Annotated in this window: 16 protein-coding genes and 2 pseudogenes; 12 read left to right on the top strand and 6 right to left on the bottom strand. The window is 71.6% G+C overall.

Features of this window, described 5'->3' with window-relative positions:
* Positions 1 to 642: 642 nt before the first annotated feature.
* Together IE260_RS25410 and IE260_RS25405 are read left to right on the top strand one after the other, a co-directional pair.
* On the top strand, positions 643 to 1149 hold the full coding sequence (locus tag IE260_RS25410) for a hypothetical protein (protein WP_189875738.1): 507 nt from the start codon (positions 643 to 645) through the stop codon (positions 1147 to 1149).
* Positions 1150 to 1358: 209 nt separating this feature from the next.
* The gene (locus IE260_RS25405; RefSeq protein ID WP_229881230.1) at positions 1359 to 2336 is read left to right on the top strand and encodes an IS630 family transposase; all 978 of its coding nucleotides are present in this window, start codon (positions 1359 to 1361) and stop codon (positions 2334 to 2336) included.
* A 7-nt stretch (positions 2337 to 2343) separates the two neighbouring features.
* Here IE260_RS25405 and IE260_RS25400 read toward each other — a convergent pair whose 3' ends face one another.
* A complete protein-coding gene (locus IE260_RS25400; RefSeq protein WP_229881228.1) occupies positions 2344 to 3216 on the bottom strand; it encodes an NAD-dependent epimerase/dehydratase family protein in 873 nt (290 codons plus the stop codon).
* Positions 3217 to 3305: 89 nt separating this feature from the next.
* Between IE260_RS25400 and IE260_RS25395 the strand changes: the two genes are divergently transcribed.
* The 4 genes and pseudogenes from IE260_RS25395 (at position 3306) to IE260_RS25380 (ending at position 6690) form a co-directional block, all read left to right on the top strand.
* Entirely contained in the window at positions 3306 to 4247 is a 942-nt protein-coding gene (locus tag IE260_RS25395; protein WP_189875734.1) for a GlxA family transcriptional regulator, read from the top strand.
* Positions 4248 to 4707: 460 nt separating this feature from the next.
* On the top strand, positions 4708 to 5298 hold the full coding sequence (locus IE260_RS25390) for an EF-Tu C-terminal domain-related protein (RefSeq protein ID WP_189875732.1): 591 nt from the start codon (positions 4708 to 4710) through the stop codon (positions 5296 to 5298).
* A 183-nt stretch (positions 5299 to 5481) separates the two neighbouring features.
* Positions 5482 to 6209 (top strand): annotated as a pseudogene (locus IE260_RS25385) (SDR family oxidoreductase).
* Positions 6210 to 6243: 34 nt separating this feature from the next.
* Positions 6244 to 6690 carry a cupin domain-containing protein gene (locus tag IE260_RS25380; RefSeq protein WP_189875730.1) on the top strand — a complete coding sequence of 149 codons (447 nt, stop codon included), beginning with the start codon at positions 6244 to 6246 and terminating at the stop codon, positions 6688 to 6690.
* 51 nt (positions 6691 to 6741) lie between these two features.
* On the opposite strand, the gene IE260_RS25375 is transcribed toward IE260_RS25380, so the two are convergent.
* Positions 6742 to 6993, bottom strand: coding sequence for a hypothetical protein (locus IE260_RS25375; protein ID WP_189875728.1), 252 nt, complete (start codon positions 6991 to 6993; stop codon positions 6742 to 6744).
* A 901-nt stretch (positions 6994 to 7894) separates the two neighbouring features.
* On the opposite strand from IE260_RS25375, the gene IE260_RS25370 reads away from it, so the two are divergent.
* Positions 7895 to 8428, top strand: coding sequence for a hypothetical protein (locus IE260_RS25370; RefSeq protein ID WP_189875726.1), 534 nt, complete (start codon positions 7895 to 7897; stop codon positions 8426 to 8428).
* 67 nt (positions 8429 to 8495) lie between these two features.
* Here IE260_RS25370 and IE260_RS25365 read toward each other — a convergent pair whose 3' ends face one another.
* The 3 genes from IE260_RS25365 to IE260_RS25355 form a co-directional block, all read right to left on the bottom strand.
* The gene (locus tag IE260_RS25365; RefSeq protein WP_189875724.1) at positions 8496 to 9044 is read right to left on the bottom strand and encodes a DUF1062 domain-containing protein; all 549 of its coding nucleotides are present in this window, start codon (positions 9042 to 9044) and stop codon (positions 8496 to 8498) included.
* Positions 9045 to 9263: 219 nt separating this feature from the next.
* Positions 9264 to 10490, bottom strand: coding sequence for a PP2C family protein-serine/threonine phosphatase (locus IE260_RS25360; RefSeq protein WP_229881225.1), 1227 nt, complete (start codon positions 10488 to 10490; stop codon positions 9264 to 9266).
* A 176-nt stretch (positions 10491 to 10666) separates the two neighbouring features.
* The gene (locus tag IE260_RS25355; protein WP_189875722.1) at positions 10667 to 11824 is read right to left on the bottom strand and encodes a nuclear transport factor 2 family protein; all 1158 of its coding nucleotides are present in this window, start codon (positions 11822 to 11824) and stop codon (positions 10667 to 10669) included.
* Between the two features lie 95 nt (positions 11825 to 11919).
* Between IE260_RS25355 and IE260_RS25350 the strand changes: the two genes are divergently transcribed.
* The gene (locus IE260_RS25350) at positions 11920 to 12885 is read left to right on the top strand and encodes a LysR family transcriptional regulator (protein WP_189875720.1); all 966 of its coding nucleotides are present in this window, start codon (positions 11920 to 11922) and stop codon (positions 12883 to 12885) included.
* Between the two features lie 189 nt (positions 12886 to 13074).
* On the opposite strand, the gene IE260_RS25345 is transcribed toward IE260_RS25350, so the two are convergent.
* Complete coding sequence (locus tag IE260_RS25345) at positions 13075 to 14823, bottom strand: amidohydrolase (RefSeq protein ID WP_189875718.1); 1749 nt, start codon at positions 14821 to 14823, stop codon at positions 13075 to 13077.
* 742 nt (positions 14824 to 15565) lie between these two features.
* On the opposite strand from IE260_RS25345, the gene IE260_RS25340 reads away from it, so the two are divergent.
* The 4 genes and pseudogenes from IE260_RS25340 to IE260_RS41890 form a co-directional block, all read left to right on the top strand.
* Positions 15566 to 16744, top strand: a complete 1179-nt coding sequence (locus tag IE260_RS25340; protein ID WP_189875716.1) for a GDSL-type esterase/lipase family protein — start codon at positions 15566 to 15568, stop codon at positions 16742 to 16744.
* 399 nt (positions 16745 to 17143) lie between these two features.
* A complete protein-coding gene (locus IE260_RS25335; protein WP_189875714.1) occupies positions 17144 to 17881 on the top strand; it encodes an SDR family oxidoreductase in 738 nt (245 codons plus the stop codon).
* Positions 17882 to 18028: 147 nt separating this feature from the next.
* Positions 18029 to 18649, top strand: coding sequence for a TetR/AcrR family transcriptional regulator (locus IE260_RS25330; protein WP_189875713.1), 621 nt, complete (start codon positions 18029 to 18031; stop codon positions 18647 to 18649).
* 196 nt (positions 18650 to 18845) lie between these two features.
* A pseudogene (locus tag IE260_RS41890) lies at positions 18846 to 18928 on the top strand (dihydrofolate reductase family protein); the annotation flags it as partial.

The raw sequence follows: 18928 nt of genomic DNA, 5'->3' as shown, positions 1-18928 counted from the left end.
TTCAGCCGCGATCCGGCCCTGGACGGAGAGCCAAATCGATTTGGCCAAATCGATTTGGCCGCCAGTATGGGAGGCCCCCGGGCCACCGTCAAGGGTGGCTGCGCCCGCGGTCCGCGGCGGCCTGTGGGCGGCCCGGCCGTCCTGGGGGTGGATGTGCGAGGTACGCGGCAACTCCTGCGCCCGCACGGCCGCCCCCCGGCACGGGGCTCTTCGTCGCCCGTGGACGTGAGACCCGTGCTGAACGCCCGGCGCGCGCGGATCTGCTGACACAACGCCCCGAGCGCCCGGCCCTCGTCGCGGCAGGCCGCCGCTCGCCCGGGCCTGAGCAGTCGCCGCGGTGCGCGGTGACAAGGGGGTCCCGGTCCGGGCCACGGTGTCGGCATGGCTTCTTCCTGATCCACCCCAAGTGGACAGGCAGGTACGGCAGCGAGAGCATGGAGGGGCATGTCAGGCCACCCCTGGTCGAGCGGTGGCTGTCATCGGATTCGGGGCCCGTATCAGGAGGCCGCCGGGGCTCTCCCGGCTTCATCGTGAGACTGCGCCGCTCAGGCCGCCGAACCGCGCCTGGGTGCCTGTCCGCGCGTTCGAAACCCCTCAGCCCTGCATGCGGTCCCCTCATGTCCTTGAAGGGAAGGCAGAACAGTGAACGGACGTATTCGCCTCGCCGCATTGGCACCCCTGGCGGTGTCGTCGCTGGCACTGGGCTCGGTGCCCTTCACGGCCGGTTCCGCCCAGGCGGTCGCACCGTCGGCCACCTGCCACGTGACGCAGAGCGCCAACAGTTCCTCGTTCAATGTCGTCGGGCAGGGGCTCACACCAGGGGCGTCCGTGACGATCCGGCAGGGCGGCCTGACAGTGACGCAGACGGCCGGCGCTGACGGAGGACTCCAGGGCTCCCTTTCGGTCGGGTCCTCGGGCGGGCCTGTGACCATGCAGGAGCAGGGCGGTCCGAGGCTGCGCTGCGGCACGGTCAAGCAGGCCGAACAGAAGCAAGGTGAGGATCAGTTCACGAGAGGCTTCCAGGCGGGCTTCGCCGCCGCCAGGCAGACCTGCCAGGCGCAGCTTCCGCAGGCCGCGACCGCTCCGGACCCCAACTTCGAGAGGGGCTTCAAGGCGGGAGCGGACGCCGCGATAGCCAGGTTCTGCTAGTGGCTCGTCAGGCAGCCTTGGCCGGGTAATCGGCCTGCTGGTCGTTGGGCAGCAGACTGTCTCCGAGACCTGATCTTGGAGGTGGTCGTGGGACGTCGGCCCAGTGTGTTCGTCCGGCCGGTCAGCATGGAGGAAGGCCGGAAGCTGCAGCGGATCAGCCGGACCGGGAAGGACGTCGGTCAAACTCCGCCGGGCGATCGGGGGTGCTGATGTCCGCGCAGGGTCAGACTGTCAAGGACATCACCACGCTGATGCAGGTCGGCGAGGACTACGTCCGCGATGTCATCCGCGCCTTCAACGAGCGGGGGTTCGATGCTCTGGGCCCGAAAGGGAGCGGGGGACGCCCCAGGACGATCAGTGACGAGGTGCGTGAGCACATCTGCCTGATCGCCCGGACGTCCCCCGCCGACTGGAGGATCACCACGTTCTCCACCTGGAGCCTGAGCAAGCTCGCCGAGCACCTGGTCGAGCAGAAGGTGACTGTGGCGATCAGCCGGGAGACCCTGCGCCGGATCCTGCGGGCTGGCAGGGTCTCCTGGAAGACCACCACCACGTGGAAGGCGTCCACCGACCCGGACTTCATCGCCAAGATGCACCGCATCCTTGCTCTGTACGACACCCCGCCCGCCGAAGGACGGGTGATCTGCGTCGACGAGTTCGGGCCGCTGAACCTGAGGCCGCGCAAGGGCAAGGCGTGGGGTCCGGTGAGGCGTCCGCGCAGGCTGCGGGCCACCTGCAACCGCCACCACGGCGTGATGCACGTGCTCGCCGCCCTCGACCTGGCCACCGGCAAGCTCCACTACCGCATTCGCCCGCGCAAGCGCTGGCAGGAGCTCCTCGATCTCCTCAAGGCCCTGCGCGACCGCTGGCCCGGTCAGAAGCTGTACGTGGTGCTGGACAACTTCTCCCCCCACAAGCACGCCAAGGTCCGCGCCTGGGCAGCCGACAACGACATCGAGCTGGTCTTCCTGCCGACCTATGGATCCTGGCCGAACTGGATCGAGGCCGAGTTCGCAGCCCTGCGCTACTTCGCACTCAGCGGCACCGACCACCGCAGACACGACGAGCAGAACGCCGTCATCGCCGCCTACGTCCGCTGGCGTAACACCCACGCCAAGCCGAAGACCAACTTCGCACCCGACTCACCGATCCGTTCATGGACCGAATATCCGGCCAAGGCCGCATGACGAGCCGCTAGATCACTTCCCCGAGCACGTCGTTCACCGGGGTGACGCTCACGCCGAGGATCTTCTCGGTCTCGGAGTAGTCGATGACAAACGGGTGGCCGGGCTTGGTAAGTACTTCGTGCATTTCCGCCCAGAACGGCTCGGTGAACGCCAGCATGGTCAGGTCGCGTTCGGTCATTTCTTCCATCCGCGGTTTCGGTGCACCCGCGAGGTCGGCGAGTCGCCCGGCCAGTTCCCGCACCGACAGGGTCGAGGTGGGTACGTGCCAGGCACGGCCGTACGCCTGCTCGTTGCGGCTCGCGGCAACCAGCGTGCGTGCGGTGTCGCCGATCGCCGAGTAACTGTGTGGCACGTCGAGTTCTTGCGGCACCAGGACCAGCCTGCCTTCCATGACCTGCCGCTGCACCATGAGGCTGAACACCGAGACAGCGCCGGCGCCGTAGAACTGGGCGGCCCGCACCTCGGTGACGTTCACCCCTGAGGCGGCGGCCTCCTCCCAAACCCGCGCTCTGGTCTTCCCCTTGGGACCGGTCGCCGTCAGGGGGAAGTCCGGCGTGATCGGCCCGCTCACCGGCCCATAGGCGTAAAGGTTGCCGAGCATGACGTACGCGACCCCGGTCCGCCTCGCCGTGCTGAGGAGCGACGCGGACAAGACCGGGAACTGCTCGGGCCAGAGGTGGTACGGCGGCGCGGCGGTCGTGAACAGCGTGTCCGCCCCCTCTGTCAGCTCGGTGAGCCGATCGGTGTCGGTCGCGTCCGCAGCGACCTTGTCGATGAGCGGGTGGTCAGGCCCGCCGCCCGTCCGGCTGATCATTCGCACCCGCTCACCGTCTTCGGCAAGAAGAAGAGCGGTCTTCGACGCAGCGGCCCCACGACCCACGATCACATGAGATTTCATGCCGACAACGGTGCCGCTCTACGGCTTCGTGGAATAGTGGCCACAATGCCAAGCATCCGGAGGATCTGGCCATGCATCGCGTCGCCGCAGTCATCGTGCCGCCCGTACTGAGCTTCGACGTCTCGATCCCGCTCATGGTGTTCAACAACGTCGAGCACTACGACGTGCATGTCTGTACGGCGCGGCCCGGCCCCACGCCGACCGTCGGCGGCCCCGACATCGTGGTGCCGGACGGCCTGGACGCGATGGAGGGCGCCGACACGGTGCTCGCCGTCGGCAGCGGCGGCGAGCAGGCTCCCACGGAGGTCCTTGACGCCCTACGGAAGGCCGCAGCTACCGGCGCACGAATCGCCTCCCTGTGTACGGGTGCATTCGTATTGGCCCAGGCCGGCCTGCTCGACGGGCTCCGCGCCACTACCCACTGGGGACTGGCCGACGACCTCGCTACCCGATTTCCGTCCATCGATGTACAGCCCGACCTCCTCTTCGTCGAGGACGGTGGCATCTTCACCTCGGCGGGCGCCGCGGCCGCCATCGACCTGTGCCTGCATCTGGTCAGGGTCGACTACGGCGCGTCGGCCGCCAACGCGGCCGCGCGGCTCGCGGTCGTCCCTCCCGTACGGCCGGGCGGCCAGTCCCAGTTCATCGAGACCCCGCTGCCGCCGGAGCGCGGCACTTCACTCGCCCCCACTCGCGTCTGGGCGCTCGAACACCTTGATCGCCCGCTCACCCTGACCGACTTGGCCAATCATGCCAAGACGAGCGTGCGCACCCTCACCCGGCGCTTCCACGCAGAGACTGGACTGAGCCCGCTCCAATGGCTGCTGCACCGGCGCATCGACCGGGCCAGAGAGCTCCTGGAGACCACCGAGCTGCCCATGGATCAGGTAGCCGGGAAGAGCGGTCTGGGCAGCGCGGACTCCCTGCGCAAGCACATGGTCGGCCGGGTTGGACTCACTCCCACGGCCTATCGCGCGAGCTTCAACCGGGCGCCCACTGGTGCCTCCCGCTGATGTTGGAAGCACGCTGCGGTAGTGCACCCCGTCCGCGCTGCGAGGGCCACGCTCTGCTGCCCCTTGCGCCTTCCTGATCCGTCGACCAGCGCACTCCTACAGGGGTCGACGTCCCACGACCACCTTCGAGATCAGGACTTGGAGACAGTCTGCTGGCCGCCGAACAGCAGGTCGATCACCCGGCCAAGGCTGCCTGACGAGCCACTAGCGGGAGGAGTGAGCCGGCCCGCCCGCGCGTCCGGCGCCGTCGGGCCTGTCACCCTTCCCGCGGTCAGGCGAGCGGCGCCTGACCGAGCACGGCGACGGCCGGTTCGCCCCGTCGGCGCTCTGACCGGCCAAGGGCCCTGCGCCGGCACAGCGCCCCATGATGGTTGCCCAGCGTGAGCCGGGAGGAGGTGTGGCCGTTGCTAGTCTCGCTCGGGTGTCCGGGAACGCCGGATGCCCAAGGGGCGGGGAATCGATGGATGCTGCGCAGAAGCCGTTCCTGATGGCTGTCGAGGATGTCTTCTCTTCGAACCGGGGCAGGATCGTCCGGGCGACCGGCCGGATCGAGCGCGGGCGCATCTGCACCGGCGACGGCGTCGAGATCGTCGGGTTCGGCGGCGATGCGGTCGTCCGGGTCACCGGTGTCGACGGGTGCGGTCCCCGCGCCGGGGAGGCGTTGGCGGGCATGAACGTGGGGCTGCTGCTTCCCAGTGCGGCGGCGGGAGCGGTCGTACGGGGGCAGGTGCTCGCAGCACCGGGCTCGATCGGCGCCCACGTCGCCTTCGGTGCGGACGTCGCACTCCTGACGGAGGATCAGGGCGGCTCGGAGGTGCGCACGGGTGAGGGCCTCGACTTCTGCGTACGCGCGGGAGCGGTGCGCGGCGTCGTGACCTTGCCTCCTGGGACGGACGCGCTGCAGCCGCTCCACATGGCCGCGGTGACAGTCACTCTCGAACGGCCCGTCGCTCTGGAAGTCGGCCAGTCCTTCGCTGTCCGTCACCGCGGCCGCGCCGCGGGCTCGGGGACCGTGACCCGGCTGCGTCGCGGGGCGAAGCACGTGCCGTAAGCATCGCGGCGCAGGCCGCCCGTGGGTGCGCCTGCCCCGCGGGCGGCGTGCGGCGCGCACCGCTTGGTAGCACCCTGAGGTCATGGCCGGTGCCCCGCCCGCGGTCATGCGCCGTGGCCGGCGGTGCGGGCCGGGTGACCGTGCAGGGTGACGATCCACGTGGTGCGCGGCGAAAGGTGACCCATGAAGTTCGCAGTCCTCGGCGGTACCGGCCTGATCGGGTCGCAAGTCGTCACGAAGCTGAACGGTGCGGGGCACGAGGCCGTGCCGCACTCGCTGTCGACAGGTGTCGATGTGATCACCGGCCAGGGCCTGGCGGAGGCGGTGGCCGGCGCCGACGTCGTCGTCAACCTGACGAACTCCCCGACCTTCGACGACGCCTCCCTGGCGTTCTTCCAGACCTCGATGGACAACCTCCTGGCCGCCGCCCGGAAGGGCGGGGTGGGCCACGTCGTCATCCTCTCGATCGTCGGCGCGGAGCAGGTGCCCGACCTCGACTACTACCGGGCCAAGGTCCTCCAGGAAGACATCCTCAAGGCCGGGCCGGTCCCCTACTCGATCGTCCGTGCCACGCAGTTCATGGAGTTCATCGACGCGGTCCTGTCCTGGACCACCGAGGGCGACACCGTCCGCCTGCCCACCACCCCGGTCCAGCCGATCGCCGCCCAGGACATCTCCGACATCGTCGCCGAGGTCGCTGCCGGCACCCCGCTGAACGGGACTCTCAACGTTGCCGGGCCCGATGTCTTCCCCTCGACGAACTCGGCCGGATCACCCTGCAGGCGCGTCGCGACGGCCGCACCGTCGTCACCGACGACGACGCCGGCATGTTCGCCGCCGTCCGCGGTGACGTCCTCACCGCCAAGGGCGGCGCCCGGATCGCTCCCACCCGCTACGCCGACTGGCTCTGATGAAACCGGCCGGCCCATCACTGGAGGCACCACCATGTCGAACGACGAGCCGGCCGCCGACGGCGCGGGCAGCCGACCGCGGTCGGAAGCATGGAAGACGGCGCTCACCGTGCTGCAGTCGGCGAAACCGCCGTCCGTGCCCGAGGGGGCGGAGGCGATGACGGTGCTCATCGAGTATCCGCCCGGCGACCCCGGCACCCCTCCGCACCGGCACTCGGGACCCGCTTTCGGCTACATGCTGGAGGGCGAGATGCTCTTCGAGCTGGAAGGCGAGCCCGAGCGGATCATCCGGGCCGGGGAGACGTTCTGGGAGCCGGGCGGCGATGTCATCCACTACCAGGACGGGAACAACCGGACGGACTCCTGGAGCCGCTTCCTCGTCACCATGCTGTGCGCACCGGGCCGGCCCATGCTCACCCTGGTCGACGACGAAGAGCTGGCCCGGCGCCGGCACCTGCGAGCCCCCCGTCCAGGCGCCTGACCCGGCCGCCGGTGCCGGACCGGGATGCCGAACTGGCCGGCCCCCCGGTTGTCAGCCCGACCGCGGGACCGCGATCTTCGCCGCGAGGGTGAACCCCGAGCCGGCCAGGGCCACCACCGTCCCCAGGGCTTCCAGCTGGCCCGGCATCACCAGCAGCACGGTGATGGACGCGGCCAGGGCAGCGATGGTGATCACGACAGCAGCGACGGCGTTGGCCACGGGCAGCCGGGCGACCGCGTCACGGTCGTGCCGCGTTGCCGGGTCGGGGGCGGGTCCCCGTACGTCGGGCAGGCGCATCCTCATGGTCGTGTCCTCTCGTGTCAGCCCAGGTGAGACGGGTCGAACCGGCGGAACGACGCGGTAGCAGCCACGTCTTGCGTGTTCCGTGTCCCGGAAGATGCCCTGCTGGCAGGGCGTCAGAACGCGGGTGAGGGACACAGCATGCAGGCGCAGCAGGCGCATCTGCCGCAACGGGCGTACGGGCCGTACGACTGCGGCCCTGCGGGCAACTTCCCGCAGGGCCGCACAGGTCCGAAGGGCCTGCTGACGCAGACCCTGGAGCGAGCCCGCTGCTACGGGCTGCGTGGTTCACCTGGGCTGACAGGAGAACCGAGCACCAACTTCAGCCAACTCGACCAAGTTGGTGGCCAACTCTTATGGTCATTGTCCCCTCAGCCGCGATGGATAAACATCTTCCGGCACCCCCGCGGCCGGGCCGGGAACCTGACGTGGCGTCACGCCGCCGGCCGGGCATCCGGCCCGGACCACCCGCGGCCGGCCCGGGCACGGCCGGCGGCGGCCTGCCCCGGCGTCTCTCACCGCGCCCTCGGCACCCGTGCCACCAGGCACGACACCGGCCGTGCCCCCGCCTCGCCGGCCCGCCGGGCCCGCCGCCCCGCCGCCCGTCGGGGCGCGTCGGCCGGGCGCGCCCCGGCCTGCGCCCACGCATCGGCGTGCCTTCGGGCGCAGTCCGGTGGTGCGGCCCGCTGCGCCGTCCGGCCGACCGGCACGCACCACGGTGTGACCGGACCAGGCCATTCACCGCCACAGACGGCCAACCTCTCGGAGTTGGCAGCCGACTCGGCCTGCCTTCTCCTCTTTTAGGGCACAGCGAGTCGTGCTCGTCCGCGTGGCGTCGGGTTCCTTCATGCCACGCGGGTGAGCATGTGCGGACCCTGCCCTCATTCCGTACCGAGGCGATCAGATGCCCGACCACGCCGACCACGTCCGCCGCGAGGGCGCCGCGCCGAGGGGGGTCTTGCGGCACCGGCCGCCGGAGCAGTGGATGTTCAGCGGCATCTACGGACTGGTGCTGGCCAGCGCCATGGTGGCCGCGCTGGATCCGTCGGGCGAGGAGGCCGATCCGGGTCAGGACGCGCTGTGGGTGGTGCTCACCGCGCTGGCGTCGAGTGCCGCGCATGGGTACGCCCACGTCATCGCCCAGCGTGCGTCCGTCGTCGGGGCGGCCACCAGCAGACTACGGTCGGTGCTCGCCGAGTGGCCGCTGGTCGCCGCCGTGCTGCCCACGGTGGGGATGCTGCTTGCCGCGGTGGCCGGGTGGTGGGCGGAGTCCACGGCTGTGGACTCCGCCCTGCTGTTCAACACCGTCGCCTTGTTCGGCCTGGGCACCTCGGCCGCCCGCAGCGCCGGGCACGGATGGCCGTCCTCGTGCCGGGCAGGAGGCCTGGACATGCTGATCGGCCTGATGATCATCATTGCGAACTCCCTGATCCATTGACCGGGCTGCGGCCCCGGGACGGGGCCTGTCCGGCGGTCCGCCGGACAGGCCCCGTCCCGGGGCGGGTTCAGCGCTTGAGCAGGAAGGTGAAGTCGCCGGAGAGCGTGCCGTTCAGCCGGGCTGCCGAGACGAGTCTGCCCTCCGTGATCAGTTTCTCGGTCTCGGCCCGTGAAAGACCGCAGCCTTCAGCGATCAGGCGTAGCGGCCGGACGGGGATCCGCGCCGCGAAGCGGACGGAGACGTCGATGACCTCGCGGTCCGGGTGGTCCGGTCCGCCGGTGTCCAGGCGCCAGGCGCCCGCCCAGTCGAGGGCGATGCGGTTACGGCGCCGCACGAGCGGATCCTGGAGCAGCTCCGCTGCCAGGGCGGGGTCGTTGTCGTGCAGCCGGTCCAGCAGCTCAGGTGGTACGGAGCGCACGTTGACCCGTTCCAGGACCGTGAGCCTGGCGGTGTGCCCGCAGGCGGTGCAGAGCACGAGGAGCCAGGCGTCGATGAGCTTGTGGTTGGCGTTGACGCGGAATTTGCCGCCTGTCCGAAAGCGCCCGGACGCGCACGCGTGGCATCGGCGGACAACGAGCGGCAGGCAGGTGGGCGTGACCACCCAGTTTTCGAGCACAGAAGTACACCGGTTTCCGTGAGAAGTCCGCAGCAAGAAGGAGCGCGGCGCACATGTGCGACGCGCGACGATTCAGCGCTCGGGAGGTCTCACAGGGTGTACAACGGCACGTCCTTGGCCAGACGACTCGGTCCGGCAGCACGGTAGTGGCGCCCAGCGGCGCTGTTCCACCGGTTTTCGGGCGCCGCCCTCGTCCGGCACGGGGCTCCGGCCCGCCGGTCAGGGCAGGATGCGGCGGGTGGTGGTGGTGCGGAACGGGTGCCATTCGAGCATGAGGATGGTGGCGTCGTCGCTCAGACGGCTGTCCTGCTGTTCCAGGATGGTGTTGACCAGGCGGCGCAGGGCTTCGGGTGCGGGTTCGCCGGCGGCGATGGCGCGGATGATGAAGTCGGCGAACCGGGTCTCGCCGAAGAGTCTGCCGTCGGCGGAGCGGGCCTCGGTCACTCCGTCGGTGTGCAGCAGGACGCGGTCACCGGGTTCGAGCTGGGCGTGGTGGATGGTGCGCCTGATGCCGGGCAGGCGGGCTCCCATGCCCAGGGGTGGTTCGGGTTCGCGTTCCAGGGCGTGGGGCACGAGGTCCCGGTTCCTGATCAGCAGCGGCGGCGGGTGTCCGCAGTTGGCCCACGTCAGGTGGCCGGTGGTGGTGTCCAGCTGGGCGAGGATGCCGGTGGTGTGCCGGTCGGCGAAGACCTCGCTGAGGGTGGCGTCGATGTTCGTGACGGTGTCGGCCAGGTCTGTGGCGTGGTGGCGGGCGTGGCGCAGGGCGGCCAGTGCGACCGAGGAGGTGATGCCGGCGGCCAGGTCGTGTCCCATGGCGTCCAGGACGGCGGCGTGCAGGGTCCCGCCGGACAGGGCGTGGTCGAAGCAGTCGCCTCCCAGGTCGTAGGCCGGTTCCAGGACCGCCGAGGAGGTGATCAGGTCGGTGCCGATGGTGCGTGGCGGCAGGAAGGCCCACACCATCTCGGCCGGCAGCCGCATGTCCGAGGTGCGTTGCAGGCGGCGGAGGGTGTCGCTGTAGGTGCTCTTGTCCAGCAGGATCAGCGTGATCAGTGATGCCAGCGCGTGGCAGTCCTCCAGCGTCCTGGCGTCCAGGGCCGGGGCGTGGAAGGCGACCATGCCGACGCGCTCGACTCCGTCGAGCATCGGCAGCCAGAGGATCAGCCCACCGGATTCGTGGGGTTCGATGCGGGCAGAGACCGTGCGGTAGGCCCAGCCGGCCAGCGAATCGTCGATCAGCAGGTGGCGCAGGGGCTCGCCCGGGGTTTCGGCCACTTCCACCAGGACGCGTTGCTGCACGTCGGCCACATAGACAGTGATCTTGTTCAGGTTCAGGTCGGCGGTGTGGCGCCGCAGCAGCACCGGAAGGTCGTCCGGTGCTGTGCGGTGCACTTCCCGCAGCATCCGGCCCAGGACCCCGTCGGTTCTTCCGGTCGCCTCTCCCGTCACCTGTCTGTCCTTCCCTCTCGCCGTCAGGCGAGCCGACTGCGCCTTTCCACTCCACCCCACGTCAGCGGCTTCGGCCAGCCGGAGCGGCGGGCAGCCTGGCCTGCCGGCTCCGGGGTGCAGGGTGGGGGGTGGTGCGGGGGGTGGCGGACGGGCTGTAGAGGCGGTTGCGGCGAGTGTCAGAGGTGCCGGTGATAGGTCTTGTTGGCGATGCGCCAGCTGTCGTCGGCACGGACCAGGAGGAAGGTGTCGGTGAAGGTGTCCGCGCCGTGCGAGAGCGTCATGGTCGCGGTCGCGACGGTGCCGTGGACGCCGAGGGTGTCGATGCGGCGGGAGCGGGTGGCCTCGTCCGGGGCCGGCCGGCCGGGGAAGAGGGCGCAGTACTCGTCCAGGGGCCAGGAGACGAATGCGCCGTCCCGGATTCCTTCGATGCGGGCGGTGGGCAGGAACGCGTCGCGGAAGTGGGCGGGGTCGCCGGTGGCGTGACCGCGGATGTAGGCGCGGAGCGGTTCGAGTACGGCGTCGTCGGCCGCGGGGACCGTGGCGGCGACGGCGATGTCGGTCTCGGGGCCGGCAGCGGCGCCGGCCAGGCCGGCCGTGCTGCGCAGGGGGGCGTTGGACGCGGCGGCCAGCAGTGCCATGTCCTTGGCCAGCGCACCGATGGTGAATTCGGCCGTGGCAGTGGCGGGCCGGCCGGTGAGGAAGGTCCGCTTGCGGGCCACGAGTCCGCCGAGCCCGCCGAGTTCGAGGACGTCCAGCGCCTGGGCGCGGGGCAGGCCGAGGGCATCGGCGTGCCGCAGTGCGTCGCGCAGGGCGAGGACGGCGCCGGCGAGGCTGTGGTTGGCGATCAGCTTGAGCGCGGCGGCGGTGGCGGCGTCGTCGACGCTCCGCACGGTGCCCAGCGTGTCCAGCACCGGCCGGACTCGCTCGAGCACGTCCTGGTCGGCGGCGGCGAGGATGTGCAGGGCGCCGGCGGCGGCAGCGGGGACGGAGCCGAGCAGGGGCGCGTGGATGTAGGACGGGCCGAGTCGGCGGGCCAGCCCGGCCGCTTCAGCGGGGGCGATGGTGCTGGTGTTCAGCACGATGGTGTCCGTCCGCAGCGAGTCACGGACGTCGTCGAGGACCTGGCGGCAGGCCGGGCCGTCGGACAGCGCCAGGAGCACGAGGCCGGCCTTCGCAACTGCCTGCCGTACGTCGCCGGCCGTCTCGTGGGTGCTTGAGGTGCGCCCCGAGCGTGTCCAGCCGACGACGTCCAGGTCCTGGGCGGTGAGGCGGGTCGCGATCGCGCTGCCCATGCGCCCCAAGCCGAGGACGGCGATCGTGTGCGGTGTGGTCATGCCGGTCAGCGTGGTGCACCGCGAAGGCTGCGACAAGCGCAGATTTCGCAGGGCAGCCCTGCGGGGCCCGCATACCGGCTGGGCATACTGGCGCCATGGAACTGACGGTGTGGCGCACCTTCGTGACCGTGTGCCGGCTGGGGTCGCTGTCGGCTGCGGCCGCCGAGCTGAACCACACGCAGTCGGCCGTCTCCCGGCAGATCGCCGGCCTGGAGCGGCAGCTCGGCGTGCCGCTGGTGGAGCGCCATGCGCGCGGGGTGCGTCCGACGGCTGTCGGCGAGGTGTTCCGGCGCCACGCCCTGGCCACGCTCAACGAGGCCGACCGTGCGGTGCGTGCCGTGCGGGAAGCGCGTGAGGGGGCGCTGGGCCGGCCGCTGGCCGTGGGTGCGACGCCCTCGCTCGCCTCGGGGATCGTCCCGGAGGCCATCCGGGGCCTGTTGAAGCGGTCCGGATCCCTCCGGTGGAGCCTGCTGCCGGGGCTGAGCGCCCAACTGCACACCCGTGTGACGGCCGGCGATCTCGATGTCGCCGTCGTCACCGATGCACCGCCGGGGCTGCCCCAAGACCCGCGGGTCGAACGCCGGTTCCTCGGGCTGGACGACATGGTCGTCGTCCTGCCCGCCGGTCATCCGCGGGCCGGGCGCGGCCCGGTGCCCATGCAGGCGCTGGCCGACGAGACATGGGTCGAGGACAACGACGGCTCGGCGGCGCTCCTGCGCCAGCACGCCGCCCGCGCCGGCGTCAGCGCCCGCATCGGCCTCGGCGCGGCCGATCTGCTCGGCAAGCTGGCCCTGGTCGCGACCGGTCACGCCATCGCGCTGATACCCGGGGTGCTGACGTGCGCGCTGCGGGCCGACGTCACCACGGTGGCTCTGGCCGACCCGCCGACCCGCGGCATCTACACGCTCACAGCACGCCGTGACCCTCACCCCGCCGCGGCGGGTCTGCTCGACGAGCTCGCCGCCGTCTTCGCCTCGCACCGTCCGGCCGGGACGGACGCCCGCCCGGCTGCGCCGGCAGTCCATGACGGCCTCACGGCAGCACCGCACGCAGATCCGTGAGGCCCTGGACCCGGGCGGCCCGGCCGGCAGGCCGGTCGAGCGCGGCTGCCGGTGCGTTGTGGCTGGGGACCGGCGGCCATGGTGCCGCCCTGCCCGGGGGGCTCAGGGGCGCCGCCCCGTGCTGTGCCTGGCCGGGCCCGGCACCCGGTCGAACGCTCGCCGCAGCCGTTCGACCGGGTGTGTCTCCTGTCAGGTCTGGGGCTGGAGCGCGGGGCCGAGTGAGGAGAACGTCTCCTTGCTGACGATCCGCCGGGGCGGCCACGTGATGTTCTTCGGCGGCCAGCTCTGACCGGTCCGCTTCAGGAACCAGGCGGGCGGCTCGTACATCGGCGGCTCGTAGCCCTCCGGGAGAGCCGTTTGCCACTGCACGCCCTCGCGCCGCTTGTCGAACTCCTCCTTCAGGCCGCGCAGCAGCTCCGGCTTCACCAGCAGGTCGACGGCCGTCGCCGCCAGGTACTTGGCGGCCGCCCGCACCGCGGCGTGGCCGGGTGCCGAACCCGCGCACGAGGCGGTGGACCAGGTGTGCATCTTGGTGCCGATGGGAGCCAGGGCCGCGCCCATGGAGACGGTGGGCACCTGCCAGCTGATGTCGGCGACATCGGTGGATCCGCCGCCGAGGAAGACCGGGTTGGGCGGGGCCAGCTCGCTGATCTTGTCGTGCAGGCCCGACTGCGGCAGCCCCAGCGACTTCTGCAGCTCCCTGGCCAGCCGCTGGGCCTCGGCGGAGAACTCCGGCGGGCCGATCTGCCGCATGTTGTCGTACATCAGCTCGGCGAACGCCTTGGAGGGGAGCTGGTTCCAGCAGGCGGACGTGATCTTGTGCTGCACGGAGGTGCGGCTGGCCTTGGCGGCGGCCTCGGAGACGGCGATCACCTTCTCCAGCAGGGAGTCGACCCGCTGGACGCTGCCCTCCCGGACGTAGTACGAGATCTGCGCGATCTCCGGGGTGACGTTCGGTATGTCGCCGCCGTTGTTGATCACCCAGTGCAGCCGGGCGGAGGGGCCCATGCTCTCCTCGCGGAGGAACTCCGACATGGACGCCATCATGACGGCCGCGTCCAGCGCGCTCTTGTTGCCCAGCGGGGTGCCGCCGTGGCCCGCGACACCGAGGAAGGTGAAGGTGATGGCGGTCATCGCGTTGGACGTGCCCCAGCCGGTCGCGTTGCCGGTCGAGGGGTGCCAGTCCAGGAACGCGTCCAGGCCGTCGTACACGCCCTGGCTGACCGCGTACGTCTTGCCGATGAGCTGTTCCTCGGCGGTGGAGCCGAAGAACTTGACGGTCACGTCGAGGCGGTGGCGCCGGGCCGCCTCCGCGACGGCGGCGGCCGCGGCGGCGGCCGCGGTCCCCAGCGCGCAGTGGCCGCAGCCGTGGCCGGGGCCGTATCCCGGGGCGAAGGGGTCGTGGACGTACTGCCTCGGGTCGTGTTCCCCGGCGCCGGCCTTCTGCGACAGGCCGGGCAGGGCGTCGTACTCGCCGCTGAACCCGATGACCGGGCCGCCCTCGCCCCGCCGGAAGGTGGCGGTGAACGCGGTCGGGAAGCCGGCCGTGCCGAACTCGATGTCGAAACCGGCCTTGCGCAGGAAGTCGGCCTGGGCGAGGGAGGAGTTCCACTCCCGCAGGCTCAGTTCGGCGTGTTCCCAGATCTCGTCGTTGAGGCCCGTGATCCGCGAGGCGTTCTTCTCGATCCAGGCGAGCGCGGTCCGCTTGGCCTCCGAGTCCTCGGCGAGGCCCTCGGGGGGTGTGTACGCCGCGGCCTGCGCCTCGGTGACGCCGACGGTGCTGTCGGCGGTGGCCGCCACCGCCGGGTCGGCCGTCGCGGTCACCGCCGTGGTGGCGATCCCCGCAGCGCCCAGCAACTGCACGATCTGACGCCGGCTGAGCCCGGATGTGACGGTGCCTTCATGGCTGTGCTCGTTGGGATCGTGCAAGTCGCACACGGGCGCCTCCGGTTCAGTGGTGTGTACACGTACGGATGGTGCCCGGGTACGATCCACTCCCCGCGTTACGGAGTCAAGAGGTCCGCATCTCCGTCGCGTTACGCGTGTCAGCCGGGGCCGGGGAAATGCGGGATGCACCGAGGCGCCGGCAGGCGGGCGGGCCGGCGACGGCGGCGTGCAGGCGGCGCGGGCGTGCCCGGCGGCGGCACGGGGCCGGGCGAAGGCCCGGGGTCCTTCCACTCCGCCCGGCGGGGGTTGCGGGAACGACGCGGCGTTGCCGTGCAGCCGGGTGACGCGCTCGGGCGGCTCGAGGGGCTGAGCGCCCGTATCCGGCGGGCCGTGCTGGGCCGGATACGGCGGCCGATCGGGCCGGCGTCCGCTTCGCGGCAGTCGTCCACGTGTACGTCCTCACCACCCGCCCGTCACTGACCGTGCCGGTTGCGGTGACGCTCGGGCCGCCGTGCTCGGCCGAGTGCCTGCACGACCAGTCCGCGCTGCCCGGATGCGAAGAGCAGCAGCGCACCCCCGGACGCTGCGCAGGCTGGAGAGCACCCGGGCGTCCACGGCCGCCCCACTTCCATGAACGGCAAGCAGTTTGCCTAAAGGTATTAGGCATATGCTTAATCTGTTTCGGTTGAGTGGAGGCAGGTCATGGGCGTCGAGGTCGCGAGCTCCCGGGGGCCCGGCGCCGCCTGCGCGGATGCCGAACCTTCCGACAAACCCCGACCACCTGGCGGAGGCCATGAACACCGAGCACGGCACGATCACCACACCGGTCACCGCGGACATCCTGCGCGGGCACCTCGACGTGGAAGCGACCGCGCACGGTCTGCTGCCGCACCGGCTGCCCGCCCGGGCGCGCCGTCAGATCCCCGACAGCCGGCTGGCCGTGGCCGAGGCCCAGCCCTCCGGCGTGCGGCTGGCCTTCCGCACCCGGGCCACCGTGATCGAGCTGGACACGCTGCCCACCAAGCGCGTCCACCGGGGATTGCCGGCCCCGGCGGACGGCGTGTACGACCTGCTGGTCGACGGCCGTCTGGCGGCCCAGGCCACGGTGCCCGGCGGCAACGTCCGCACCATCACCGACCTGGTCACCCAGTCCTTCGAACTGACGGAGGGGCCTGCCGGCACGGCCCGGTTCACCGGCCTGCCGGCGGGTGACAAGGACGTCGAGATCTGGCTCCCGCACACGGAGATCACCGAGCTGATCGCCCTGCGCACCGACGCCCCGGTCGAGAAGGCGCCGCACAGCGGGCGCAGGGTGTGGCTGCACCACGGCAGTTCCATCAGCCACGGCTCCAACGCCGCGCATCCGACCGCCGTCTGGCCGGCCCTGGCAGCCGCCCGGGGCGGAGCGGAGCTGGTCAACCTGGGGTTCGGCGGCAGTGCGCTGCTCGACCCGTTTACCGCCCGGGCGATGCGGGACACCCCCGCGGACCTGATCAGCGTCAAGGTCGGCATCAATGTCGTCAACGCCGACGTCATGCGCCTGCGCGCCTTCTCCCCCGCGGTCCACGGCTTCCTCGACACCATCCGCGAGGGGCATCCGGCCACTCCGCTGCTGGTCGTCTCCCCCCTCCTGTGCCCCATCCAGGAGGACACCCCCGGCCCGCTCGCGCCCGACTTCGCCGGCGGCACCCTGCGGTTCAAGGCGACGGGCGATCCCGCCGAACGCGCCGCCGGGCGCCTGACGCTCGACGTCATCCGTGCCGAACTCGCCCGGATCGTCGAGCAGCGGGCGGCCGACGACCCGAACCTGCACTACCTCGACGGCCGCGACCTCTACGGCGAGCGGGACTACGCCGAATTCCCGCTGCCCGACGAGGTCCACCCCGACCCGGCAGGACACCGCCGCATCGGCGAGAACTTCGCACGGCTCGCGTTCGGCGACGGCGGGCCGTTCGCGGCCGAGGCCGGCTGAGCAGGCACCCGGTCACACCGACCGCGACCGCCGCACGGCCACGCCGCCGGCCAGGCCCGCGCCCGCGATGCCCCGCGCAGTCCCCGGCCGCCGTGATCCCGGCTCGTCCGCGGCCGCGGCGGCGCAGCGAACCCGGCGGCGGCCGGCTCCTGTCCGCGCAGCGGGGCCAGGCGGTTCGTGCACGAGAGCACGAACGCGCCGTTCCGCTGGGCGCCGCGGGCGCCCCGCTGCCGGCCCTGCAGCGGCCGGCCGCTCCGGAGGGCACCGCGCAGCAGCTGCGGTCCTGGACGCGGGGGCGGTCCGCGCAGCCGGCAGGGCCACATATGGACGCGCCGTTCATTTTCATGCTTATATGGACGTGGCGTTCATTTGAAGTTGCCGGTCGAAGGGAGACCCCTCATGAGCACCACCACCCCTCGCGTCGCGCTGGTCACCGGCGGCTCGGGCGGCATCGGCCGTGTCGTGGCCGAGCGGCTCGCCGGGGACGGTCTCGCGGTCGCCGTGCAGTACGCGGGGAACAGGGCCAGGGCGGAGGAGACCGTGGCCGCGATCACCGCGGCCGGCGGCAGGGCCCTCGCCGTGGGAGGCGATGTCGCCGACGAGACGGCGATGAGCGCGGCGTTCGACGCGGTCGGGTCGGCCTTCGGCGGCGTCGACGTGGTCGTGAACACCGCCGGCATCATGATCCTGGCGCCGGTCGCGACGTTCGACCTCGACGACCTGGACCGGATGCACCGCACGAACATCCGCGGCACCTTCGTCGTCGCCCAGCAGGCGGCGCGGAACCTCCGCCCGGGCGGTGCGATCGTCAACTTCTCGACCTCGGTGGTCCGCACCCAGCTGCCGGCCTACGGTGCCTACGTCGCCAGCAAGGCCGCGGTGGAGGGGCTGACCCTCGTGCTGGCCCGCGAGCTGCGCGGCCGGGACATCACCGTCAACGCCGTCGCGCCCGGCCCCACCGCCACCCCGCTGTTCCTGGACGGCAAGGACGACGCCGCCGTCGCGGACTTCGCCCGGGCGACCCCGCTGGAGCGGCTGGGCCGGCCGGAGGACATCGCCGAGGTCGTCTCGTTCCTGGCCGGCCCCGCGCGCTGGGTCAACGGGCAGGTCCTCTACGCCAACGGCGGCCTCGCCTGACTCCTGCCGCACCCGCGGCAACAGCCCGCAACGGCACCGGCCTGTGGATCACGCCGTGACACCGGTGCGGCCCGGCACGCCGGGCAGGTGGCGGACCGCGCCGCCCGCCTAGACTGACACGCCCCCAACCACCAGGCAGGAGCACACGTGGCGAACAAGGCGGCCGGTCCCGCTGCCCAGGAAGGCAAGGGCCGGGGGCGGGGGCGCAGGCCCGCCGAGGAGGTCCGGGCGGACGTCCTGCGCACCGTGGGGGACCTGCTGCTCGCCGAAGGCATCGCCGGCCTCACCTTCGAACGCGTCGCCAGGGCCTCGGGCGTCAGCAAGACCACCCTCTACAAATGGTGGCCCTCCAAAGGGGCGCTCGCCCTGGACGGCTACTTCCACGCCGTCCGGGAAACGCTCGCCTTCCCCGACACCGGAGACATCCGCGCCGACCTGCTCACCCAGCTCCGCGCCTTCGCGCACGTCATGACCCGGACCCCGGGCGGGCGCATACTGGCCGAGCTGATCGGCGCGTCGCAGACGGACGAGGACCTGGCCACCGCCTACCGGAAGCTGTACTCATCACACCGGCGCCGGCTGGCCGGAGAACGCCTTCACCGGGCCCAGGAACTCGGCCAGATCCGCGCCGACATCGACGTGCAGGTCCTCGTCGACCAGCTCTGGGGCGCCGTCTACCACCGGCTGCTCATCCCCGACGAGCCCGTCACCGACGACTTCGTCGCCGCGCTGGTGAACAACCTCCTGGGCGGAATCCGCCCGCAGTAGGGGCCTGCGGTGGAGCCCGCCCCGCCCGGCTGTGCTGCTCCGCGACGCACCACGGCGTCGACGCCCGTGAACGCTCACGCCGGGCACGCTGTCAAAAAAACTCACGAGCCGCTGTCGATCGGGCCGCGTCCCGTTCGACGTACCGGTGTGAGCGCACCGACGAACGAGGATGCGCCCGGACCTGATGAGGAAACACGTGGACCAGCTGCTGAGAGTGATGAACTTCAACGTCTCGAGCGACGGGATCGGTGCCGGTGAGCACCAGAGCCTTCAGAGCCC

The sequence above is a fragment of the Streptomyces viridiviolaceus genome (assembly GCF_014650995.1).
GTDB lineage: Bacteria > Actinomycetota > Actinomycetes > Streptomycetales > Streptomycetaceae > Streptomyces > Streptomyces viridiviolaceus.
Note: the sequence above shows the minus strand (reverse complement) of the source record. Positions and strands in the feature narration are given on the sequence as shown.